The 22,749-nt window shown below is 71.8% G+C and carries 23 protein-coding genes and 1 tRNA gene; 8 read left to right on the top strand and 16 right to left on the bottom strand.

All coding sequences use genetic code 11. The features are described 5' to 3' along the window. The first annotated feature begins 34 nt into the window (after positions 1-34). Entirely contained in the window at positions 35-745 is a 711-nt protein-coding gene (locus MUY14_RS25785) for an SdrD B-like domain-containing protein (protein ID WP_247012671.1), read from the top strand. Between the two features lie 6 nt (positions 746-751). Here MUY14_RS25785 and MUY14_RS25790 read toward each other — a convergent pair whose 3' ends face one another. Further along, on the bottom strand, positions 752-1,333 hold the full coding sequence (locus tag MUY14_RS25790; protein ID WP_247012673.1) for a short chain dehydrogenase: 582 nt from the start codon (positions 1,331-1,333) through the stop codon (positions 752-754). Between the two features lie 72 nt (positions 1,334-1,405). Here MUY14_RS25790 and MUY14_RS25795 point away from each other — a divergent pair, with 72 nt between their 5' ends. Further along, positions 1,406-2,599, top strand: a complete 1,194-nt coding sequence (locus tag MUY14_RS25795; RefSeq protein WP_247012675.1) for a GAF domain-containing sensor histidine kinase — start codon at positions 1,406-1,408, stop codon at positions 2,597-2,599. A 10-nt stretch (positions 2,600-2,609) separates the two neighbouring features. Here the strand turns inward: MUY14_RS25795 and MUY14_RS25800 are convergent, their stop codons facing one another. The 5 genes from MUY14_RS25800 to MUY14_RS25820 are packed head-to-tail and all read right to left on the bottom strand — an operon-like array spanning position 2,610 to position 5,425. After that, entirely contained in the window at positions 2,610-2,972 is a 363-nt protein-coding gene (locus MUY14_RS25800) for a response regulator (RefSeq protein ID WP_247012677.1), read from the bottom strand. Next, positions 2,969-3,652 (bottom strand): response regulator transcription factor, encoded by a 684-nt coding sequence (locus MUY14_RS25805; protein ID WP_247012679.1) that lies wholly within the window; start codon positions 3,650-3,652, stop codon positions 2,969-2,971. The genes MUY14_RS25800 and MUY14_RS25805 overlap by 4 nt, the downstream gene beginning before the upstream one ends. A 38-nt stretch (positions 3,653-3,690) precedes the next feature. Then, positions 3,691-4,212, bottom strand: coding sequence for a signal peptidase I (locus tag MUY14_RS25810; protein ID WP_247012681.1), 522 nt, complete (start codon positions 4,210-4,212; stop codon positions 3,691-3,693). Positions 4,213-4,222: 10 nt separating this feature from the next. Next, on the bottom strand, positions 4,223-4,765 hold the full coding sequence (locus tag MUY14_RS25815; protein WP_247012683.1) for a hypothetical protein: 543 nt from the start codon (positions 4,763-4,765) through the stop codon (positions 4,223-4,225). Between the two features lie 3 nt (positions 4,766-4,768). Beyond that, positions 4,769-5,425, bottom strand: coding sequence for a CalY family protein (locus MUY14_RS25820; RefSeq protein ID WP_247012685.1), 657 nt, complete (start codon positions 5,423-5,425; stop codon positions 4,769-4,771). 179 nt (positions 5,426-5,604) lie between these two features. On the opposite strand from MUY14_RS25820, the gene MUY14_RS25825 reads away from it, so the two are divergent. Next, entirely contained in the window at positions 5,605-7,044 is a 1,440-nt protein-coding gene (locus MUY14_RS25825; protein WP_247012687.1) for an MFS transporter, read from the top strand. A gap of 3 nt (positions 7,045-7,047) precedes the next feature. On the opposite strand, the gene MUY14_RS25830 is transcribed toward MUY14_RS25825, so the two are convergent. From MUY14_RS25830 to MUY14_RS25845, 4 genes are all read right to left on the bottom strand, one after another. Then, the gene (locus MUY14_RS25830; RefSeq protein WP_247012689.1) at positions 7,048-7,827 is read right to left on the bottom strand and encodes a hypothetical protein; all 780 of its coding nucleotides are present in this window, start codon (positions 7,825-7,827) and stop codon (positions 7,048-7,050) included. Between the two features lie 35 nt (positions 7,828-7,862). After that, positions 7,863-7,934: transfer RNA gene (locus MUY14_RS25835), tRNA-Val, on the bottom strand. 46 nt (positions 7,935-7,980) lie between these two features. Beyond that, the gene (locus tag MUY14_RS25840) at positions 7,981-8,442 is read right to left on the bottom strand and encodes a peroxiredoxin (protein ID WP_247012691.1); all 462 of its coding nucleotides are present in this window, start codon (positions 8,440-8,442) and stop codon (positions 7,981-7,983) included. A gap of 72 nt (positions 8,443-8,514) precedes the next feature. Next, positions 8,515-8,946 carry a DUF3052 domain-containing protein gene (locus MUY14_RS25845; RefSeq protein ID WP_247012693.1) on the bottom strand — a complete coding sequence of 144 codons (432 nt, stop codon included), beginning with the start codon at positions 8,944-8,946 and terminating at the stop codon, positions 8,515-8,517. Positions 8,947-9,366: 420 nt separating this feature from the next. On the opposite strand from MUY14_RS25845, the gene aceE reads away from it, so the two are divergent. Together aceE and MUY14_RS25855 are read left to right on the top strand one after the other, a co-directional pair. Further along, a complete protein-coding gene (gene aceE, locus MUY14_RS25850) occupies positions 9,367-12,162 on the top strand; it encodes a pyruvate dehydrogenase (acetyl-transferring), homodimeric type (protein WP_247012695.1) in 2,796 nt (931 codons plus the stop codon). 83 nt (positions 12,163-12,245) lie between these two features. Next, complete coding sequence (locus tag MUY14_RS25855; RefSeq protein WP_247012697.1) at positions 12,246-13,457, top strand: alpha-hydroxy acid oxidase; 1,212 nt, start codon at positions 12,246-12,248, stop codon at positions 13,455-13,457. Here the strand turns inward: MUY14_RS25855 and MUY14_RS25860 are convergent, their stop codons facing one another. Continuing rightward, a complete protein-coding gene (locus tag MUY14_RS25860) occupies positions 13,458-14,204 on the bottom strand; it encodes an SDR family oxidoreductase (protein WP_396126867.1) in 747 nt (248 codons plus the stop codon). A gap of 79 nt (positions 14,205-14,283) precedes the next feature. Between MUY14_RS25860 and MUY14_RS25865 the strand changes: the two genes are divergently transcribed. Then, a complete protein-coding gene (locus tag MUY14_RS25865; RefSeq protein WP_247012701.1) occupies positions 14,284-14,874 on the top strand; it encodes a TetR/AcrR family transcriptional regulator in 591 nt (196 codons plus the stop codon). Positions 14,875-15,007: 133 nt separating this feature from the next. Next, positions 15,008-16,618, top strand: a complete 1,611-nt coding sequence (locus tag MUY14_RS25870; RefSeq protein WP_247025241.1) for an L-lactate permease — start codon at positions 15,008-15,010, stop codon at positions 16,616-16,618. Here MUY14_RS25870 and MUY14_RS25875 read toward each other — a convergent pair. The 5 genes from MUY14_RS25875 to MUY14_RS25895 all read right to left on the bottom strand — a co-directional run bounded on the left by MUY14_RS25875 (position 16,599) and on the right by MUY14_RS25895 (position 21,337). Next, positions 16,599-17,237, bottom strand: coding sequence for a nicotinamide mononucleotide transporter family protein (locus tag MUY14_RS25875; RefSeq protein ID WP_247012703.1), 639 nt, complete (start codon positions 17,235-17,237; stop codon positions 16,599-16,601). The genes MUY14_RS25870 and MUY14_RS25875 overlap by 20 nt on opposite strands. A 54-nt stretch (positions 17,238-17,291) precedes the next feature. Continuing rightward, entirely contained in the window at positions 17,292-18,011 is a 720-nt protein-coding gene (locus tag MUY14_RS25880) for an MOSC domain-containing protein (protein ID WP_247012705.1), read from the bottom strand. Positions 18,012-18,088: 77 nt separating this feature from the next. Next, complete coding sequence (locus tag MUY14_RS25885) at positions 18,089-18,862, bottom strand: mechanosensitive ion channel family protein (protein WP_247012707.1); 774 nt, start codon at positions 18,860-18,862, stop codon at positions 18,089-18,091. 349 nt (positions 18,863-19,211) lie between these two features. Then, positions 19,212-20,432, bottom strand: coding sequence for an ABC transporter permease (locus MUY14_RS25890; protein ID WP_247012708.1), 1,221 nt, complete (start codon positions 20,430-20,432; stop codon positions 19,212-19,214). Next, complete coding sequence (locus MUY14_RS25895) at positions 20,429-21,337, bottom strand: ABC transporter ATP-binding protein (RefSeq protein ID WP_247012710.1); 909 nt, start codon at positions 21,335-21,337, stop codon at positions 20,429-20,431. Before MUY14_RS25895 ends, MUY14_RS25890 begins: the two co-directional genes overlap by 4 nt. A gap of 128 nt (positions 21,338-21,465) precedes the next feature. Here MUY14_RS25895 and MUY14_RS25900 point away from each other — a divergent pair, with 128 nt between their 5' ends. Further along, entirely contained in the window at positions 21,466-22,680 is a 1,215-nt protein-coding gene (locus MUY14_RS25900; RefSeq protein WP_247012712.1) for a CdaR family transcriptional regulator, read from the top strand. The last annotated feature ends 69 nt before the right edge of the window (positions 22,681-22,749 follow it).

Below are 22,749 nucleotides of genomic sequence, written 5' to 3' on the forward strand. Positions count from 1 at the left end.
GGAGTTCCGGCGAAGAGCGGCTGTTCTGGGGGCCGTGGCCGCGGTGCTGACGGGGGTGCTGGCCGGCCCGGCCGCGGCGGCGGCGGCGGACATCGGGGAGCTGGAGGGCCTGGTCTGGTTCGACCGCAACGGCAACTTCCGCCACGACCCGGGCGACCCCGGCCGCGCGGGTGCCAAGGTGACGCTGCACCTGGTCGCGCCACCCACGGACTACGTCACGTTCACCGACGCCCAAGGCGGTTACGCGTTCACCGGCCTGCCACTGGGCGACTACCGGATCCACGCGGTCGACGACGGCTACCGGTCGATCAGCTCGAACACCCACGACCGGACGCTGACGGCGCAGTACTGGTCCGGGTACGACGAATTCGCCCAGATCGGCGCCCGCATCCACGGCCGCGCCTGGGACGACACGAACGGCGACGGCATCCGCCAGAGCACGGAGCCCCTGCGCGAAACGCAGATCTCGCTGGTGGGGCCGAGCGCGTACGAGGGTTTGCTGAACCGCACGGTGACCACGGCCGGCGGCGAGGTCTACTACTTCGAAGACGTCCCGCAAGGTACGTACAAGCTGCGGACGACGCCCCCACCGGGCCTGACGGCGACGAAGTTCCACGCGGCGACGGAGTGGTACCTCGACTCGGACTTCCACGGTGGACTGGGAAGCACGCTGTCGACCGACCCGATGCCGGTGTGGCCGGACCAGTACAAGGCCAACAACGACGTGGGCTTCGTGCCCCGCTGAGCCGGGCTACCGGGGAACGACGGTGGTGCCGGTGGCGCCCCCTTCGACGAGGCCGCGGTAGGCCTCGGCGACGGCCGCCACCGGCGTCCCGCCGGCGCCGTCTTCCCCCATCGCCTCAAGGGTTTCGCTGATCCAGCCCGGGCTCACGAGGTTGATCCGCAGGCCCCGCGGCAGTTCCGCGGCGGCCGACCGGACGAACCCTTCGAGCCCGGCGTTCACCAGCGCGCCGAGCCCGCTGCCGGGGATCGGCTCGGTGAACGTGCCGCCGGTGAGCGTGATCGAGCCGCCGTCGCTCAGGTGCCCCGCGGCGCGCCGGGCGAGGGCGACCTGGCCGAGCAGCTTGCCGCGCAGGTCGTCGAGCATCTGCTCGTCGGTCAGGTCGGCGAGTGCCCGCAGCGGCACGTTGGCGGCGCAGCACACAACGGCATCGGCACCGGCGGAAAGCACCGCGTCGAGAGAGGAGGGAGCACCCAGGTCGGCCCGGATCCCGGACGTGCGCGAGGAACGGACGACGTCGTGGCGGGGCTCCAAGGCGGCGACGACCGCTCGCCCGACGAGCCCGGTCGCGCCCAGCACGATGATCTTCACCCCGCCGACGCTACCGTCACCTGATCGGGTCGCCGGCAGGACAGCGGGGCCGCGCGCTTCGATACTGGGGCCGTGGACGGGGACGCGGAGCTGGCGCGGGTCGCCGCCGTGCGCGCGCTCGACCTGCTCGACACCCCCAGCGAAGAACGCTTCGACCGGATCACCCGGCTCGCCCAGCACGCCTTCGGCGTGCCGATCGCCTTGGTGTCGCTGGTGGAGCTGGACCGGCAGTGGTTCAAGTCCTGCGCCGGGCTCGACGAGCGGGAAACCCGGCGCAGTGTTTCGTTCTGCGCGCGGGCCATCGAACGCGACGACCTGATGGAGATCCCGGACGCCCACCTGGATCCGCGCTTCGCGGACAACCCGATGGTGACGGGGCCGCCGTACATCCGTTTCTACGCCGGGCAGCCGTTGACCACGCCGTCCGGGCACAAGGCCGGGACGCTGTGCTTGATCGACCGCGAACCGCGGCGCCTGACGGCGGCCGAGCGCGGCCGGCTGCGGGACCTCGCGCACTGGGTCGAGCTGGAGGTGGCGGTCGTCCAGGCGCGGCGGGACGCGAACCGCGCCCGCGAGGTGCGTGAGGAGCTCGTCTCGCTGGTGAGCCACGAGCTGCGGACGCCCCTGACGTCGATCCACGGTTCGCTGGAGCTGGTGGGTTCCGGCCGCTTCGGCGAGCTCGGCGAGCGCGCCGCCCGGCTGGTGGCGATCGCGGCGAAGAACACCGACCGGCTGATCCGGCTGTCCGACGACGTCCTCGACCTGACCCGCCTGCAGGGCGGCAGGCTGCGCCTCCGGCTGTCCGATGTGGACATGGCGGCGGTGCTGGAGAGCGCGGTGGACAGCGTCGAAGGCGCGGCCGAGCGGATGGGCGTCCGCATCGAGCGCGCGGGCAAAACCGGCCCGGTCCGCGGTGACGCCGACCGCCTGGTCCAGGTGTTCACGAACCTCCTGGCCAACGCGGCGGCGGTGGCCCCGGAAGGCACGGCCATCACGGTCGGCGCCCGCGACGACCGGACGTGGGCCGAGGTCTCGGTCCGCGACCACGGCCCCGGCGTACCCCCGGGTGAGGAGGAGCGCATCTTCGAGCCGTTCGCCCAAGCAGGCGCCCCCACCGGCGGTGCGGGCCTGGGCCTGGCGATCACGCGCGGAATCGTCCAGGCCCACGGCGGCACGGTCCGTGCGAGCGCGGCAGCGGGCGGCGGCAGCGCGTTCACGGTCCGCCTGCCCTCGGCGGGCCCGGACACCGAACGCGCCTGGTGGTAGCTCGGCGGCTTCAGCCGTCCCAGCGCAGCAGGCCCGCCAGCCGCGTGCCGATGCCCAGGGGGTCGAACGGCTTCGCCAGCACCGCGAGCGCGCCCAGCTCCGCCAGCCCCGTCGTGTCCGCGGCCGCCGTCAGGAACACCACCGGCAGCGCCGCGTGCGCCGCCCGCAGTTCGCGCAACGTGCGGCGGCCGTCGTAGCCCGGCATCTCCACGTCCAGCACGACCGCGTCCACCCCGCCGGAGCCGCACCGCAGCACCGCCTCCGCGCCGCCCGCCGCCGTCTCCACGCGCCAGTCCGCAAAAGCGCTCAGGGCCAGGCTCAGGACCTCCCGCACGTCCGGGTCGTCGTCGACCACCAGGACCGTGCGCGTCACCGGACGCCCCGGTCGATCCGGTAGCCGACCCCGCGCACGGTCGCGATCAGCCCCGGCGCGCCCGCCGCCGCCAGCTTGCGGCGCAGGTTGGACAGGTGGACGTCGACGGCGTGGTCGTCGGCCAGCCAGCTCTCGCCCCACGCCCGGCGGCGCAGCGCCTCGCGGCCGCACACCGCGCGGACGTTCTCGGTGAGCGCGTCCAGCAGCTCGAACTCGATCCGGGTCAGCTCGACGTGCACACCCGAGACCGTCACGTCGCGGGCTTCGACGTCGATGCGGACCGGCCCGACCACCCGGCCGGCAGCCGGGACGGCGAACGAACGCGGCCGCCGCAGCATCGCCTGGATCCGCGCCACCAGCTCGCGCGGCGAAAACGGCTTCGTCAGGTAGTCGTCGGCGCCGCTGGCCAGCCCGACCAGCTTGTCGACCTCGTCGGACTTCGCGGTGAGCATGACGACGTAGGCCTCGGAGAACCCGCGCAGCCGTCGGCACACTTCGAGGCCGTCCGGACCGGGGATGTTCAGGTCGAGCACGACCACGTCCGGGTCCCACGCCCGCAGCTCGGCCAGCGCGCGGTCGCCGTCGGCGGCGGTGCGCACGTCGAAACAGGCGTCGTCCAGCGCGAGCTCGACGACCTCCCGGATGCTGTCGGTGTCCTCCACCACCAGAACCTTGGCCATGGTCGCGATTGTGACGGCCCGGCGGCGGGCCGGCAGCTTCACCACAACGCCCGCTTCGCCGCGACCAGCAGGCAAAGCCCGGCGAACACGATCACCGCGACGCGCACCCCGCCGTACTGGCCGAGCAGCGCCACGCGCCCGATCCACGGCACGTGCCCGGCGACCACCGGCACCGTCGGCGACGTGATGCGCAGGCGCTGCGGGTCGGCGGCGGCGTTGTTGTCGCCCTTCGTCCGCACCCGCGGCTCGGCCTGCGACCGGTCGACCTCGACGACGCGGTGGGCGTACCGCTCCGCCGGCGCGTCCGGGCGGGGCAGCACGACGACGTCGCCGACATCCACCGATCGGGCGTCCACCTGACGGGTGATGAGCAGGTCTCCCGGCGCGAACCCGGGCTCCATGCTCGGCGACAGGACGGGCGCGAACCCGGCCCGGAGCACGAAGACCGCGACGGCACCGGCGACGGCGAGCACCGCGACCAGGCCGAGCAGCACGCCCGGCAGCCGGCGCGGCGGGCGGCTCGTGCGGTGCCGTCCGGGGGCGGGCGCGGTGGTGACCATCGGGTGGCTCCTACGAGTTCGTGGTGGTAGCGGCGCGGATCTGGGTGCGGGACACGGAGACGCCGACCGTCGCCGTGGTCGCGACCCCGGTGCCGGTGAGCGCGATCCGCAGGCTCAGCTGGTCGCCGGCGGCGAGCGCGCGGACGACGGCCGCCGGGCCCGCGGCCGAGTCGGTCAGCGCGACGACCGTGCCCGGGCACGTGCCGCCCGACCAGCTGCCGCCGGCGCAGGCGTCGAGGCGGACGCCCGCCGGGAGGAACCCGCCGGTGACGGTGACCGCGTAGGTCTCCCCCGTGAGCGCGACCGTGCCGTTGTTGCGGACCGACGCGTAGCGCGGCGAGGTGTCGAACAGCCCCCACGAGACGGTGAGCGGCTTGCCGGTCTGGACCGCGCCCGAGCTGTCGGCCAGCACCGCCGACCACGTCACCGTCGTCGCGCGGACCGCGTCGGCGGCGGTGGCGAGACCGGCCGCGCCGGCGGTGGCGGGCACGGCGGCCAGCGCGGCGGCCGTCGCGGTGACGGCCGCCGCCCGGACGGACCAGGACCGGCGCACGGCTCAGGAGTTCGTGGTGGTGGCCGAGCGCTGCGTCTCGGCGAAGGTGTAGGTCAGGTTCGCGGTCAGGCCCTGGATGGTCGACGCCGGCAGCGCGCCGTTGACCGTCGTCTCGGCCTGGTCCGGCAGCTGCACGGAGACCTGCAGGTGCGAGACGGAGCCCGCGGGCACCGCGCCGGCGATCAGCGACTGGGCGCTGCTGAGGCCGCTCAGCGCGGTCGCCGGGAGCAGCGTCGTCGCGGTGCCGCCGCCGCACGCGCCGGTCGAGGTGTTCCAGGTGCCCGGGCACTGCTTGACGGTGACCCGCAGCGCCTTGGTCGTGGCGCCGTCGGTGACGAGGGCGCCCGAGCCGGTGGCGGCGACCTGCACGGTCAGCGCCTGGGCGTCGAGGCTGCCGCCGCTGGTGAGGTCGACGTAGCGGTTGACGGTGTCGCCGGGGGCGAGGTTGGCGACGGCCTGGTCGAACCCGGCGCCGTTGGCCGCGAGGGTGAGCTTGAGGGTGCCGCTGCTGATCGTCTCGGGCGTCACGTTCGCGGCGGTGGCCGAGAGCGTCGCCCAGACGCCGGCGCCCATCGCGACGAGCACGGAGCCGCCGACGACGGCGAGGGCGACGGGGCGCCACGGGGAGCGGCGGCGGGCGGGGAGGGCGTGGTCGGCCATGGCGGTCCTTAACCGGCGGGCACCACCCGGTGTGGTGCGCTGGAACCAGGTTCGGGCCCGGACCTCCGGCGTCCCTCCGCCGTTCCTCAAGATCGCCTCAAGAAAGTTTCCGCGCCCGTGTCCGGTCCGCGCGGGCGGCTCCGACCCCCTGGTGTCCGCACCACCGAGAAGGAGCCGAAATGGAGAACGTCGCCGGACGTCGGGAGTGGCTGGGCCTGGCGGTGCTCGTGCTGCCCACGCTGCTCGTCGCGATGGACATGACCTCGCTGTTCCTCGCGTTGCCGCAGCTCAGCGCGGATCTCGGCGCGAGCGCCACGGAGCAGCTGTGGATCACCGACAGCTACGGGTTCGTCGTCGCCGGGTTCGTCATCACGATGGGCACCCTCGGCGACCGCATCGGGCGCCGCCGCCTGCTCCTGATCGGTGGCACGGCCTTCGGGATCCTCTCGATCGTCGCCGCGTTCTCGACGAGCCCGGAGATGCTCATCGTGGTCCGCGGCGCACTCGGCGTGGCGGGGGCGACGCTGATGCCGTCGACGCTGGCGCTGATCACGAACATGTTCCGCGACGGCCGCCGGCGCGGAAAGGCCATCTCGATCTGGGCGACGTGCCAGTTCGCGGGCGGCGCGGCCGGCCCGGTGTTCGCCGGCTTCCTGCTCCAGCACTTCACGTGGGGCTCGGTGTTCCTGGTCGCGGTCCCGGCGGTGGCGGTGCTGCTGGCGGCCGGCCCGTTCCTGCTCCCGGAGTTCCGCGCCCCGGCGTCCGGCCGCCTCGACTTCCCCGGCGTCGCGCTCTCGCTGGCCGCGGTCCTGCTGATCGTGTTCGGCCTCAAGCAGCTGACCACCGGCGACCTGCTGATCCCCCTCTGCGCCATCGCCCTCGGCGGTCTGCTCGGCGCGGTCTTCGCCCACCGCCAGCTGACGACGGCGTCCCCGCTGCTGGACCTGCGCCTGTTCCGCAACCGCCCGTTCACGGCGGTCCTGGTGGCCCTGGTCTTCGCCGGTGTCGCGATGGCGGGCGTCGGCCTGCTGGTGACGCAGTACCTGCAGAGCGTCCTGGGCTACTCCCCGCTGCTGTCGGCGGTCATGTTCGCCCCGATGGGCCTCGGCGTGGCCTTGGGCACCATGACGGCCCCGACGCTGACCCGCTGGCTCACCCCGGCGACGGCGATCGCCGGCGGCCTGGTCGTCTCGGCGGCGGGCAGCCTCCTGCTGGTCGTCGCCGACGGCGCGGCCCTGGTGATGGCAGCGATCGCGATCCTGACGCTGGGCACGGGCCCGCTGTTCGCCCTGGGCATCGGCCTGGTGATGGGCGCGGTCCCGCCGGAGCGCGCGGGTTCGGCGGCCTCGATGGCGGACACGGGCAACTACCTGGGCGGCTCCCTGGGCCTGGCCCTGATCGGCCTGACCGCGACGACGATCTACCACGGCGTCTTCCCGGCCGGTTCCACGCTCGCCGCGGACGTCACGCACCCGGAACTGGCGGCCCAGGCGAAGGCGGCGTTCACGACGGCGCTGAACGTGACGGGCGTGCTCGCGGCGGTGCTGTTCGCGGGACTGGCGGTGCTGGTCCGGGCGATGCGCCCGGCGCCCGCTCCGGAACCCGCCATGGCGGGGTGAGCGTCAGCCGAGCAGGCCGAGCGCGCCGACGAACTGCAGCGCGCCGAGCAGGCCGGCGAGGACGCCGAAGAACTGGAGGAGGCCGAAGCTGCCGCCCACCCTGCGGGCGACGGCTTCGGTGCGCGGGTCCAGCAGCACGACGACCGGCTTCCCGAGCCGCGGCGACCGGAAGCTGTACCGGCCGGCCCAGGCCGAACGGGTCCGGCCGTAGACGGTGTAGCGCACCTTCGGCTCACTCGGCGCCCGGTTCAGCCACCGCCGCTCGTCGACGACGTGACCTTCGACCTCGCGCACGTGCCGCGCGAACCGCAGGCGGCCCGCCGCAATCCCGACCGCGACCGCGCCGAACAGGGTGAACAACCAGGCCACGAACAGGTACGAAGCATTCTGACCACCGGTGACGTCCTCGTCGAGCCCGGTCCGGCCGACCGCGAGCCCGAACACGACGAGCAGGGCGCCCCGCACCAGGAAAGTGCCGGGCAAGGCGGTCCGGGGCGTCGGCAGCAACCGCGCCCGCCCGCCACCGGCGGGCCGGCACCGCACGACGTCACCGGCCAGCACGGGCACGGTGGTGCGCAGCAGTTCGCGTTCCTCACCGGTCCGCTCGTCGACGACGGTCCCGGCCACCAGGGGAACGCGGGGAATCGACGGCAGCGGGCGAACGGCCTCCACCAGGAACGGCCTCAGCCCGCGGGCGAACCACCGGCGCAACCACAGCCAGACACCGCCGGCCACGGCTTCGAGCGCACCGAGGACCACGAAGATCCAGGCGGAAGCGGGCACGAGCTCAGCCTGTCCTCTCCCGGGTGGTCGTTCGGTGGGCGCAGCAGGGTTCGAACCTGCGACCGCTCGGGTGTAAACCGAGTGCTCTTCCGCTGAGCTATGCGCCCCGCCGGCGGCGATCCCCCCACCAGGGGGACCGCCGCCGGGAAGAAATCAGACCAGTTCGGCGACGGCCTTCTTCCAGCCCTGCTGGTCGCGGGCCTCGCCCGGTGCGTTCACCTCGGCGAAGCGCACGACGCCGGACGTGTCGATCAGGAAGGTGCCGCGCACGGCCAGGCCCGCCTGCTCGTTGAACACGCCGTACGCGCGCGCCACCTCGCCGTGCGGCCAGAAGTCGGACAGCAGCGGGAACTGGTAGCCCTCCTTCTCGGCCCACGCCTTGAGCGAGAACGGCGTGTCGACCGAGACGCCCAGGACCTGGACGCCCTTGCCGTCGTAGTCGGCGAACTCGTCGCGGAGCTGGCAGAGCTCGCCGGTGCAGATGCCGCTGAACGCGAACGGGTAGAAGACCACCAGTACCGGCTTGTCGCCCCGGAAGGAGGACAGCTGGACCGGCTGCTTGTTGTAGTCGTTGAGCGTGAAGTCAGGGGCCTCGGAACCGACCTCGACTGCCATACCGCGTTTCCTCTCCCGTACGGACACGTGCCTGCGACGACAACCCTATCGTGTCCGCCGGCCCAGGCCGGGTCAGCGCTGCTTCGACTTCGACTTGGGGGACACCAGCCTGGTGCCGATCCAGTTCGCGCCGACGCTCATGTTGGCGGTCTGGGCCAGTCCGACGACGGGTACCGCTTCGGCGATCTCGCTCGGCTCGACGTGCCCGGGCTGTCCCGTCTTCGGGGTCAGCACCCAGATCACGCCGGTCTCTTCGAGGGGACCCCTCGCGTCGATGAGAGCGTCGCCGAGGTCGCCGTCGTCTTCGCGCCACCACAGCAGCACCACGTCGATGACCTCGTCGGCCTCCTCGTCGAGGATGTCCCCGCCGATCTGTTCCTCGATCGCCGCACGGAGGTCGTCGTCGACGTCCTCGTCCCAGCCGATCTCCTGGACGACCATCTCGGGCTTGATGCCGAGCCTCTCGGCGACGCTGCTCTGATCAGCGTCTCCCGCGGCGACCACTGCTTTCACTCCTCCAACTGCGACGGAGCGTGGCGTTCCCCACCCTCTATCGGAGGGTACGGCTCCGCCACACTCGGCTACCCGGTTGCCGATAGCGAACACTGGTGCGGCTCCGCGCGCAACCGTCCACACCGGATCTGTGACAACTCGTGTCGCAGGATACGGCCCGGGAGGGGCTCGCCGCGACGGCGTTTCGGGTGCCTCGCACCACCGGTCTGCCACCCCGCCGCGAGCCGTCCCCTAGGGTGGGGGAGAAGAAAACGCGCGCGCGATACACCGCGCGCAGGGAGTGGCCCGACCGGGTCGGCCCATGTTACCGCCAAGTAGCGGTGCGGAAGCCGGGACGGAAGACGACGATGGAGAGTCGTACACGCCCGCGCACGAGCACCACCGGCTACGACTTTTTCGCAAGGAGACCCCTTGGCCCCGCAGAACGACGGCGCCTCCAGCAAGGAGACCCCGGCACGCGTACGCGTCATCCGTGACGGACTGGCGGCGCACCTGCCCGACATCGACCCGGAGGAGACCGCCGAGTGGCTGGACTCGTTCGACGAGGCTCTGGCGAGGGGCGGGCAGCAGCGGGCCAGGTACCTGATGCTGCGCATCCTCGAGCGGGCCCGCGAGCGGAACGTCGGCGTCCCGGCGCTGACCTCGACGGACTACGTCAACACGATCCCCACCGAGAACGAACCCTGGTTCCCCGGTGACGAGGAGATCGAGCGCCGCTACCGCGCCTGGATCCGCTGGAACGCGGCGATCATGGTGCACCGCGCGCAGCGCCCCGGCGTCGGCGTCGGCGGCCACATCTCGACCTACGCCTCCTCGGCGGCGCTGTACGAGGTCGGGTTCAACCACTTCTTCCGCGGCAAGGACCACTCGGGCGGCGGCGACCAGATCTACATCCAGGGCCACGCCTCCCCCGGCATCTACGCCCGCGCGTTCCTCGAGGGCCGGCTGTCCGAGCAGCAGCTCGACGGGTTCCGCCAGGAGTACAGCCACGCCGGCGAGGGCGGCGGCCTGCCGTCGTACCCGCACCCGCGGCTGATGCCGGAATTCTGGGAGAACCCGACGGTGTCGATGGGCCTCGGCCCGATGAACGCGATCTACCAGGCGCGGTTCAACCGCTACCTGCGCGACCGCGGCATCAAGGACACCAACGACCAGCACGTCTGGGCGTTCCTCGGCGACGGCGAGATGGACGAGGCCGAATCGCGCGGCCTGATCCACATCGCGGCCGGTGAGGGCCTCGACAACCTGACCTTCGTGATCAACTGCAACCTGCAGCGGCTCGACGGCCCGGTGCGCGGCAACGGCAAGATCATCCAGGAGCTGGAGTCGTACTTCCGCGGCGCCGGCTGGAACGTCATCAAGGTCATCTGGGGCCGCGAGTGGGACTCGCTGCTGCACGCCGACCGCGACGGCGCCCTGGTCAACCTGATGAACGTGACGCCGGACGGCGACTACCAGACGTACAAGGCCAACGACGGCGCGTTCGTCCGCGAGCACTTCTTCGGCCGCGACCCGCGGACGAAGGACCTGGTCAAGGACCTCTCCGACGCCGACATCTGGAACCTCAAGCGCGGCGGCCACGACTACCGCAAGGTGTACGCGGCCTACAAGTCGGCGCTGGAGCACCACGGCCAGCCGACGGTGATCCTGGCCCACACGATCAAGGGCTACGGCCTGGGCCCGGCGTTCGAGGGCCGCAACGCCACGCACCAGATGAAGAAGCTCACCCTCGACGACCTGAAGCTGTTCCGCGACTCGCAGCGGATCCCGATCAGCGACGAGGAGCTCGAGCGCGACCCGAAGCTGCCGCCGTACTACCACCCGGGTGCGAACTCGCCCGAGATCGAGTACCTGATCGGGCGACGCAAGGCGCTCGGCGGCTTCCTGCCGGAACGCCGCCCGAAGGCCGCGAAGGCGCTCGTGCTGCCCGGCGACAAGATCTACGAAGGCGTCCGCAAGGGCTCCGGCAAGCAGGAGGTCGCCACGACGATGGCGTTCGTCCGGCTGGTCCGCGAGCTGGCGAAGGACTCCGAGATCGGCAAGCGCGTCGTCCCGATCATCCCGGACGAGGCCCGCACCTTCGGCCTCGACTCGATGTTCCCGACGGCCAAGATCTACAACCCGCACGGCCAGACGTACACGTCGGTCGACGCGAGCCTGATGCTGGCCTACAAGGAGTCCGAGAAGGGCCAGCTGCTGCACGAGGGCATCAACGAGGCGGGCTCGACCGCGTCGTTCACCGCCGTCGGCACGTCGTACGCGACGCACGGCGAGCCGATGATCCCGATCTACATCTTCTACTCGATGTTCGGGTTCCAGCGCACCGGTGACGGCCTCTACGCCGCCGCCGACCAGATGGCCCGCGGGTTCGTCATCGGCGCCACCGCCGGGCGCACCACGCTGACCGGTGAGGGCCTGCAGCACGCCGACGGGCACTCGCTGCTGCTGGCGGCGACCAACCCGGCCGCCGTGGCGTACGACCCGTCGTGGTCGTTCGAGATCGCGCACATCGTGAAGGACGGCCTGCGCCGGATGTACGGCGAGACCGGCCCGGACGGCAACGGCGAGAACGTCTTCTACTACATGACGATCTACAACGAGCCGTACCAGCAGCCCGCCGAGCCGGAGAACCTCGACGTCGACGGCCTGCTCAAGGGTCTCTACAAGTACGCCGAGGCCCCGGAAGGCGACGGCCCGGAGGTGCAGATCCTCGTCTCCGGCGTCACGATGCCGGACGCGCTCAAGGCTCAGCAGCTGCTGGCCGAGGAGTGGGGCGTGCGGGCCGCGGTGTGGTCGGCGACGTCGTGGACCGAGCTGCGGCGCGAAGCCGTCGCGATCGACCACGACAACCTGCTCTACCCGGGCAGCGAGCCGCGCGTGCCGTTCGTGACCGAGAAGCTGCAGGGCGCGAACGGGCCGGTCGTGGCGGTGTCGGACTGGATGCGCGCGGTGCCGGACCTGATCCGCCCGTACGTCCCGACCGACATGCTGACGCTGGGCACCGACGGGTTCGGGTTCTCCGACACCCGGCCGGCGGCGCGGCGGAAGTTCCTGGTCGACGCCGAGTCGATCACCGTCGGCGCGCTGTCGATCCTCGCCAAGCGCGGCGAGGTCGAGCAGGCGAAGGTCCTCGAAGCGGCCACGAAGTACCGGCTCGACGACATCGCGGCCGCCGGGCCGCAGACGTCGGATTCCGGGAGCGCGTGACCTGGTGCTAGAAAGGAGCCCGGCAGACATCCGATGTCTGCCGGGCTCCTCTTGCCGCGTAGTTCGTTAGGGAGTTGATGAAGGTGACCAAGCGCCGCCTGCCGAAGCCGGCCGAGCTGAAGCAGATCCTGCGACCCAAGCCGATCGTCCTGAACCCGACCGAACGGCGGCTGGCGAACGCGCACACCATCGCCGACCTGCGGACGGCCGCGCGCAAGCGCACCCCGCGAGCGGCCTTCGACTACACCGACGGCGCCGCCGAGCTCGAGGACAGCCTGCTCCGCGCCCGGCAGGCCTACCGCCGGGTCGAGTTCCACCCGAACGTGTTGCGCGGGGTGTCCGATGTGGACACGACGCGGGAGATCCTCGGCAAGACCTCGGCGCTGCCGTTCGCCTTCGCCCCCACCGGGTTCACGCGGATGATGCAGCACGAGGGCGAGAGCGCGGTCGCGCGCGTCGCCGAGCGCAACGGCATCCCGATGGGCCTCTCGACGATGGCGACGACGTCGATCGAGGACCTCGCGGCGGCCGCGCCCGGCGCCCGCAAGTGGTTCCAGCTCTACGTCTGGCGCGACCACGCCGCCGGTGAAGATCTGATGAATCGGGCGTGGGAAAACGGCTTCGACACGCTCATGCTGACCGTGGACACCCCGGTCGGCGGCGCGCGCCTGCGGGACGTCCGCAACGGCCTGACCATCCCGCCGGCGCTGACGCTCAAGACGTTCCTCGACGGCGCCACGCACCCGGCGTGGTGGTTCAACCTGCTCACCACCGAGCCGCTGAACTTCGCCTCGCTCAGCCACTTCGACGGCACCGTCGCCGAGCTGCTGAACAAGCTCTTCGACCCGACGCTCAACTTCGACGACCTCGACTGGGTCCGCCAGACCTGGCCCGGCAAGCTCGTGGTCAAGGGCGTGCAGAACGTCGACGACGCCCGCGACGTCGTCAAGCACGGCGCGGACGCCGTCCTGCTGTCCAACCACGGCGGCCGCCAGCTCGACCGCGCCCCGACACCCCTGGAGCTCCTCCCGGCGGTGCTGGACGAGCTCCAGGGCGGCGCCGAGGTCTGGATCGACACCGGCATCCTCTCCGGCGGCGACATCGTCGCGGCGATCGCGCGCGGCGCGGACGCGGTGCTGATCGGCCGCGCGTTCCTGTACGGCCTGATGGCCGGCGGCGAGCGCGGGGTCCAGCGGTGCGTCGACATCCTGCGCACGGAGATGGTCCGCACGATGCAGCTGCTGGGCGTCCGGACCCTGAAGGACCTGACCCCGGGCCACGCCACCCTGCGTTAGTCAGACCTGCGCGAGGCCGCCGTCGACGAAGAACTCGACGCCGTTGACGAAGCTCGACTCCGCGGAAGCCAGGAACAGCGCGGCGGCCGCGATTTCGGCCGGTTCGCCGACCCGGCCGAGCGGGACCTGCGCCGCGAGGTTGTCGACCAAGCCCTGCTGCTCGTCCTCGGCGACGAGGCCGAGCAGGCCGGGGGTGCGCGTGGGCCCCGGGCTCAGGACGTTGACCCGCGTCCCGGTCCCCTTCAGGTCGATCGCCCAGCCGCGGGCGAAGTTGCGCACCGCCGCCTTCGTCGCCCCGTAGACGCTGAAGGCCGGGTCGACCCGGGTCGACGCCGTCGAGCCGGTGAGGATGATCGACGCGTTCTCGTTCAGCAGCGGCAGTGCCTGCTGGACGGCGAACAGGACGCCCTTGACGTTCGTGGCGAACGTCGTGTCGAACTGTTCTTCGGTGATCTGGCCGAGCGGGGCGAAGCTGCCGCCGCCGGAGTTGGCCACCAGGACGTCCAGGCCACGGCCGCGCCCGGCCACCGCGCGGTAGAGCTCCTCCAGGTCGGCCAGGTTCGCGGAGTCCGCCCGGATCGCCGTGACGTCGCCGCCGATCTCGGCGACCGCGTCGTCGAGGGCCTCCTTGCGCCGGCCCGTGATGAACACGTGCGCGCCTTCGGCCGCGAACCGCTTCGCGATGGCGAGGCCGATGCCGGTGCTGCCACCGGTCACGACGGCGGTCTTGTTTTCCAGGTTCACGATGCCCTCCGAGTTCTTGACTATCTCGTCCAGAACGTACGCCGTTCTGGACGAGATAGTCAACAATGGGTAGGCTGATCTCATGGCGAGACCCCGGAGCTTCGACGAGGCAGCGGTCCTGCGCGCGGCCAGGGACCAGTTCTGGGAGCACGGCTACGCGGGCACGAAGGTCGACGACATCGCCGCCGTGACCGGCCTCGGCAAGGGCAGCCTCTACGGCGCCTTCGGGGACAAGCACGCGCTCTACCTGCGCGTCTACGACTACTACTGCACCGAATCGACCGATGGCGTGCGGCACCAGCTCGAAGGCCCCGACGACACGGCCCTCCGGCGGCTCGGCGACCACGTGCGGGCCATCGCCGAGTCGGTCGCCGCCGACCGGGAGCGCCGCGGCTGCCTGATGGCGAAGGGCGCCGCCGAATGCGCGGAGCACGACGAGGCGGTCGCCACACGGACCCGGCGGGCGTTCCGCGACCTGCAGGACTACCTGACGGCGTGCATCGCGGGCGCCCAGCGCGCGGGCGACCTCGACGCCGGCGCGGACCCCGCCCACCTGGCCGGGCTCGTGCTGGCCGTCCTGCGCGGCCTCGAAGCGCTGGGCAAGGGCGGCGTCGAGCCGGCGGAGCTCCGCGCCATCGCCGAGACGGCGCTCGCCGTGCTGCCCCGGGCGTGAACGGCTGACGCGTTGGGCCAACCGGTCTCAAGTTCTTGACGGACCGACCGGTTTGTGACGAAGATCTCGGGCACCCGCCGAAAGGCCGTTTTCGCATCGTGGAAAACGGAGGTCGCCCGTGTTCGTGCAGGCAGTGTTCGTGCAAGACGTGACTCCCCTCGGCTCGCTGGGCTTGTCGGCGCTCGTCGCCGTGCTGCCGCTGGCCACCGTCCTCGTGCTCCTCGGCGCCGTCCGGATGCGCGCGCACCACGCGGCCCTGATCGGGCTGCTCGTCGCGCTCGTCGTCGGGATCGCCGCGTTCGGGATGCCCGTCGTGCAGGCCGTCTCCGGCGCGCTGCAGGGCGCCGCGTTCGGGCTGTGGCCGATCATGTGGATCGTCGTCAACGCGCTGTGGATCTACCGCCTCACCGTGCGGACCGGGCACTTCGACGTCCTGCGCCGCTCGTTCGGCCGGATCTCCGACGACCCGCGGATCCAGGCGCTGATCATCGCCTTCTGCTTCGGGGCCCTGATGGAGGCACTGGCCGGCTTCGGCGCGCCCGTCGCGATCAGCGCCGTGATGCTCGTGGCCGTCGGCTTCCACCCGGTGAAGGCCGCGGTCGTCGCGCTGGTCGCGAACACCGCACCGGTCGCGTTCGGCGCGATGGGCACGCCGGTGGTCACCCTCGCCCAGGTCACCGGCCTGCCACTGCAGGAGGTGTCCTCGATCGTCGGGCGCCAGACGCCGCTGCTCGCGCTGGTGGTGCCGCTGCTGCTGGTGCTCATCGTCGACGGCAAGCGCGGCCTGAAGGACACCTGGCTGCCCGCGCTGGTCTGCGGGGTCGCGTTCGGGCTCGTGCAGTTCCTCGCGTCCAACTTCGTGTCGCCGCAGCTGGCCGACATCGGCGCCGCGCTCGCCGGCGCCGCCGCGCTCGTGGCGCTCCCCCAGACCCGCCGGCCGGTCCCGGCGGAGGTCCGGATCGGCACCGGCGGGACGGCGACCGCCGAGGAGCCGCCGCACGACTCCCGCGACGACGTCGTGAAGGCCTACCTGCCCTACGCGCTGATCATCGTGATCTTCTCGATCGCCGTCCTCCCGCCGGTGAAGAAGCTGCTGGACAAGGCGACCTGGAAGTTCCACTGGCCCGGGCTGGACGTGGCCGGGCCGAACGGGAAACCGGTTTCCGGCAACACTTTTTCGCTGCCGTTCCTCAACACCGGCGGCACGCTCGTGCTCATCGCCGGCGTGCTGACGGCGGTGATCCTGGCCGTCCCGGCGAGCGGCACCGCGCAGGAGTGGCTGGCCACCGTCAAGGAGCTGCGGTTCGCGATCCTCACCGTCACCGGGGTGCTCGCACTGGCCTACGTGATGAACCTGTCCGGCCAGACTCCCGCGATCGGCACGTTCATCGCAGCGGCCGGCGCCGGGCTGGCGTTCCTGTCGCCGGTGCTGGGCTGGTTCGGCGTCGCCGTTTCGGGTTCCGACACCTCGGCGAACGCGCTCTTCGGCGCCCTGCAGGTGACCGCGGCGACCAAGACCGGCCTGCCGGCGGACCTGCTGGCCGCGGCCAACAGCTCCGGCGGCGTCCTCGGCAAGATGGTGTCGCCGCAGAACCTCACGATCGCCTGCGTGGCCGCGAACCTGCCCGGCGAGGAGGGCAAGCTGCTGCGCAAGGTGCTGCCGTGGAGCCTGGGGCTGCTGCTGGTGATGTGCCTGATCGTGCTCGGGCAGAGCACGCCGGTGCTCAGCTGGATGCTGCCATGACCCCGGCCGAGGCCGCGACGCGCTTGGCGGAGCGGTTCCAGCTCCACCAGCCGTGCACGACGAGCCCGGCGAACACGATGTAGATCGCGGCCGAGAAGTACAGGCCGGAGGAGATCTGCAGCGGCACGCCGATCGCGTCGACGACCAGCCAGACCAGCCAGAACTCGACGAGCCCCGCGCCCTGCGCGCCGAAGGCGACGAGGGTGCCGACGAAGATCGCGGCGTCCGGCCACGGCGCCCAGGAGGCGTGCAGCGCGTCCAGGACCAGCGCCATCACCGTCGTGCCGACGACGAACGCGCCCAGCATGGCCAGCCGTTCGGCGAGCCGGCCCGAGCGGACGACGACGCCGAACACCGGGTCCTTGCGGCGCGTCCAGGCCCACCAGCCGTAGAGCGAGATGGCAAGGATGGCGACCTGCCGGGCGGCGAGCCCGCCGAGGTGCGCGGAGACGTAGACGGCGAACAGCAGCACGGTGGCCCCGACCTGCACGGGCCACGTCCACAGCGTGCGACGCTGCGCGAGGAACACGACCGCCAGCGCGAACACCTGCCCGGCGAGCTCGGCGATCGAGATCCACTGGCCCAGCACGGTGATTCCGTGGTGCAGCAGGAAGTCCACGGCACGCCCCTTTCGTCCTACCGCTCCCAACATGCTCCGCGGGAGGTGAATTCCCTAGGGAGTGTGAGGGGCGGAACATCCCACCTCGTGGACGTCCCCGACGCGCAGCGCGCCGCCGCGGACCACGCGCGCCTGCACGCCGAACGTCACGCCGTTCACCTCGGAGATCGTCTTCAGCAGCCCGGGCGCGGCGGGCAGCCCGCCGGCCGGCAGCCCGACCATCACGCAGCGGACGGCCTTGCGGAGCACCTCCAGCTCGACCTCGCCGATCCGGAGCCGCTCCCCCACCCAGGCTTCCTCGGGGAGCCCGGGCGCCGGGCCGGTGTCGAGCAGCAGGTTGGCCCGGAAGCGCCGCTCGTCGAGCGCGACACCCGGCGTGCGCTCGGCCAGCCAGGCCAGCGACGACGTCGTGACCAGGTGGACGGCGGCTTCGTCGTGGTGCGGGAGCTCGCCTTCCGCCACCAGCCTGACGCCCGGGAAGTCCAGCGCGGCGGCGAGCTCGGCGTGCACGCCGCCGTCGTCACCGCGCAGCACGCGCCCGTCCGGGAAGGTCAGCACCGGGACGTCGCCGTCGTAGCGGGCGGCGAACGCGGGCAGCCCCGGCATCCGCCGGAACCGGGTGGAGTTCTTGCCGCTGCCGAACTTGCCGCCGGGATCGTGGACCGCGTAGAGGCGGTCGCCGTCGAGGCCGCGCTCCCCGACCGCGACCTCGGTCAGCCGCTCCCCCGCCATCGACTTCACCGGATAGCGCCAGAGCGCCGCGACGACCCCCATCGCCCCAGCGTAACGCGGGAACGGGCCCGGCGGCTTCCTCGTCCGCCGGGCCCGTTCCCGTTTTCACCGCTGCCGGATCAGACCGGCGGACGCGGGGTGCCCGCCGGCGGCGTCGGGGTGTTGTCCGCCCCCACCGGCATGCGCGGGCGCGCGGCGGTGCCCATCTCGCCGGTGCGCTGCTGCGGCGTCTCCAGCTGGTGCTCCATGTTCGCCATCCAGCCGCGCCAGCGGTCCTGGGCCGGCTTGATCAGGCCGCCGCCGAAGCCGACCACGATCACACCGCCGATCGTGGCGAGGACCGCGATCAGGACCGGGCCGGTGATCGCCGTCGCGATGTTCACCTGGCCGAGGGCCGCGATGATGCCGAACGCCATGATCAGCCAGTAGGCGCCGATCGAGAGCGGCCGCGCCGCGCCCCGGCCGGACAGCGCCGACGCGACGACGTCACGCACGACCTTCGCGATGGCCGCGGCCACCACGACGAGCACGAGCGCGACCACGATCCGCGGCAGGAACGCGATGATGTCGTTGAGCAGCTGGCTCACCGGGTTCGTCGGCCCGAACACGCCGAACGCCAGCTGCAGCGCGATCAGCAGGACGAAGTAGTAGACCAGTTTCACGAGGATCCCGGCCGCGTCGATCTTCTGGCTGCCGACGCTGCCGGAAAGCCCGGTCTTCTCGACGAGTTTCCCGAACCCGACCTTTCCGAGGACGAGCCCCAGCGCTTTCGAGATCGCCTTCGCGATCAGCCAGCCGATCAGCAGGATGATCAAGAATCCCACGAGTTTCGGGACGAACGTGGCCACCAGGTTCCACGCCTGCCCGAGCCCGTCCTTCAGTTGCTGGCCCATATGACTCCCTCCACGGGTTTTGCGCCCGAATCTCCACCCGCAGATTCGGGGTGGTGCCGCTGTGTTGCACCGGATCGTTGATCAGGTACCCAGCGACGGCAACTCGTGCGCCCCACGATCGAGTGAGACGACTGGCGCGGAAAGATCACCGGTGGCCATACTGGTTCTACCGGTGGGGACCGGGGAGACGAGGCCGTCCGGCGCAGCGTAAACCGCGAGCGCCGGGCGGCCTCGAGCATTTACCGGGCACCGTCGAGCATCGTGAAGAGGCTCGAGCGTCCGGAAGGCAAAAGTGTTCCGGCCCCCGGACGCCGAAGCGTCCGAGGGCCGGATGAACAATCGGCGAACCTCAGGCGGCGCGCAGGGCGTCGCGCAGTTTCACCTTCGCGCCGCTGCGCATGACCGCGTTCCGGTAGATCCGCGCGGCGAGCCAGATCAACCCCGGGATCATCAGCACCACGAGCCCCACCGACAACACGGCTTCCCAGACCGGGACCCCGCCCATCGCCAGCCGCATCGGCATCAGCGTCGGGGCGAACACCGGAATCACGGAAAGCACCTCGACGAACGTGTTCCCCGGGTCCGACGGCAGCACGGAAATGCCGACGACGTACCCGGCGATGACGAACATCAACGCGGGCATCGTCGCGCCGCCGACGTCTTCCTGGCGCGAAACCAGCGCGCCCAGCGCGGCGAACACGATCGAGTACATGAAGAACCCGAGCAGGTACCACACGATCAGCCAGACGACCGTGCCGACGGCGGCCGAAACGGAAATGGTGAGCACGCCGGACGCCAATCCGGCGATCACCCCGCCGGCCCCGATCACCAGCATCTGGATCAGCCCGACCACGCCGATGCCGAGCACCTTCCCGGCCATCAGCTGCCACGGCTTGATCGTCGACAGCAGCAGTTCCACGACCCGCGACGTCTTTTCCTCGACCACGCCCTGCGCCACGCTCTGGCCGTTGATCATCAGCGAGAGATAGATCAGGATGCCCGCGGCGATGCCGAGCACCAGCTGCTGGCCGTTGTAGTCGTACGGCTGCTCCAGCGGTGGGTCCTCGATGAACTTCGCCGAGGCGATCGCCGCCTCGAACTGCGCGGGGTTCCCGCCCAGCGCGGTGATCTGCTGGTCGAGCGCGACCTGCCGGGACAGCAGCTGCAGGACGTTCGCGAGCTTGCCGTCGAGGTCCTTCTTCACCTGGACGTGCACGGTCTTGCCGTCGCCGGTGAGCAGCGCGTCGATCGAGCCGTCGGCCAGCTTGGCTCGCCCGGCGGCCTCGTCGGCGACCTGGGTGACGTCGATCTTCTCGTCGACGGCCTGGCCACCGGCCTTCAGCGACGCCGAGAGCGGCGCGGTCGCCGGGGTGTAGCCGACGGTCGAGTCGGCGCTGCCGCCGCCCGAGATCAGCTTGATCAGCACGATGCCGACCACGATCAGCAGCAGCATGACCACGGTGGTGACGCGGTAGGCCTTCGACTTGACGCGGGTGCCGATCTCGCGCGAGGCGACGAGGCCGACCGCGCTCATCGGGCTCATCCGCACGTCCGGGAGCGGCGTGCTCATGCGGGAACCTCCTCGGTCGTCACGACGGAACGGAACAGGTCGGCCAGCGAAGGCTGTTCGCGCGCGAACTCGCGCACCGGCCCGGAGGCCAGCGCCGCCTTGAGGACGTCCTGGTCGTCGGCGTCCTCCCCCAGCTCCAGCTCGGTGACCGTGCCCTTGCGGCCGAGCACCCGCACGCCCGGGACGCCGTCGGCCCAGCCGTCACCGGCTTCGGGGACGTCGACGCGCAGCCGCACGGCGCCGCCGGAGCGCAGCTCGCCGACCGTGCCGACCTCGACCATCTGTCCACTCCGGACGATCCCGACGCGGTCGCACAGCCGCTCGACGAGGTCGAGCTGGTGGCTGGAGAACACGACCGGGACGCCCTCGGCGGCCTTTTCCTTGAGCACCGCGCTCATCACGTCGACCGCGACCGGGTCGAGGCCGGAGAACGGCTCGTCGAGCACCAGGATCCGCGGCTCGTGCACCAGCGCCGCGGCCAGCTGGACGCGCTGCTGGTTGCCGAGGCTGAGCTTCTGCACCTCGTCTTCGCGGCGGGCGGCGACGCCCAGCCGTTCGGTCCACTTCTCCGTCGACGTCCGCGCCTCGGCCGCGGACATGCCGTGCAGCCGCGCGAGGTAGGTCAGCTGCTCGGCGACCTTCATCTTCGGGTAGAGCCCGCGTTCTTCGGGCATGTACCCGATGTGGCGCCGCGTTTCGTGCGTCACCGGCCGCCCGTCGTAGCGGACTTCGCCGGCGTCGGCCGACAGCACGCCGAGCGCGATGCGCATCGTCGTGGTCTTCCCCGCCCCGTTGCTGCCGACGAACCCGAACAATTCGCCCGGCCGGACGTCGAAGGTCATTTCCCGCAAAGCGACCACGTCGCCGTAGCGTTTGGAGATCGCGTCGATCTCTAAACCGGTCATCCCGGTCCCCCATTCTCTTGTGTTCCCCGGTGCCCGCGATCCTAGGCAGTACGTGCACGCACCGCATAGCGTCCGGCGTTGCCACCGGGGGCTACGAAAGTTGCGGAGCACGTAGGATCGCGTCCGCCATGGATGGAACCACCACGCCGCGCCGGGTGCCGAAGCACCACGGACTGTCCGCGAAGACGCTCCGGCGGCTCGAGCACGCGTCCGGCAGCCTGGCCAGCGCCAGCATCGCGGTGATGGAGCAGCGGCTGACCTGGTTCGCCCGGCTGCCCGCCGACCAGCGCGCGAGCGTGCTGCTGATCACCCAGGCCGGCGCCGCGGGGTTCGTCAGCTGGCTGCGGGACTCGGAGGAAGCGCTGAAGCTGACGACCGAGGCGTTCCGCGACGCGCCGGCCGAGCTCTCCCGGTGGATCAGCCTGCGCCAGGCCGTCGGCATGGTGCGGCTGGCGATCGAGGTTTTCGAAGAGCAGCTGCCCGATTTCGCCGCGAGCGAAGGGGAACGCGCGGCGCTGATCGAAGGAATCCTGCGGTACGGCCGGGAAATCGCGTTCGCGGCGGCCAATTCCTACGCCGCCGCCGCGGAAGCGCGCGGCGCGTGGGACGCCCGGCTGGAGGCGCTGGTCGTCGACGGCATCGTCCGCGGCGACGCCGAGGAGTCGGTGCTCTCCCGCGCCACGGCGCTGGGCTGGGACCCGACCGCGGCGGCGACCGTCCTGGTCGGCAACCCGCCGTCGGACGACCCGCCCGCCGTGGTGTTCGAGGTCCGCAGCCGCGCCGCCCGCGTCGGCCGCCCGGTGCTGCTCTCGGTCCAGGGCTCGCGGCTGGTCGTCGTGGTCGGCGGGCCGACCGACGGCGGGGTCAAGGAGCGGGAAATCCTGGCGCGCATGTCGGTCGCGTTCGCCGAGGGCCCGGTGGTGGCCGGCCCGACGGTCCCGTCGCTGGCCGAAGCCCACCACAGCGCCACGGAGGCGCTCTCCGGGCTGCGCGCGGTGGTCGGCTGGCCGAACGCGCCCCGGCCGGTCCGGTCGGAAGACCTGCTGCCCGAGCGCGCGCTGTCCGGGGACGCCGAGGCCGAGCGCCTGCTGGTGGACTCGATCGCGCGCCCGCTGGAGGAAGCGGGCCCGACGCTGCAGCGCACGGTGGAGGCGTACCTGGAGAGCGGCGGCGTGCTCGAGACGTGCGCGAAGACGCTGTTCGTGCACCCGAACACCGTCCGGTACCGGTTGCGGAAGGCGGCGGAGCTGACCGGCTGCCAGCCGACCGACCCGCGGGACGCGCTGGTGCTGCGGATCGCGTTGACGGTGGGCAGGCTGGCCCGCGCACGCGGCCTCTGGTGAGGGCCGCGTCACGTGATGGACTTAACAGCGAAAGGTGATTGAACCCGACAAGGCATCCGGGTTACGCGC

Source organism: Amycolatopsis sp. FBCC-B4732 (assembly GCF_023008405.1).
Classification (GTDB): Bacteria; Actinomycetota; Actinomycetes; order Mycobacteriales; family Pseudonocardiaceae; genus Amycolatopsis; species Amycolatopsis pretoriensis_A.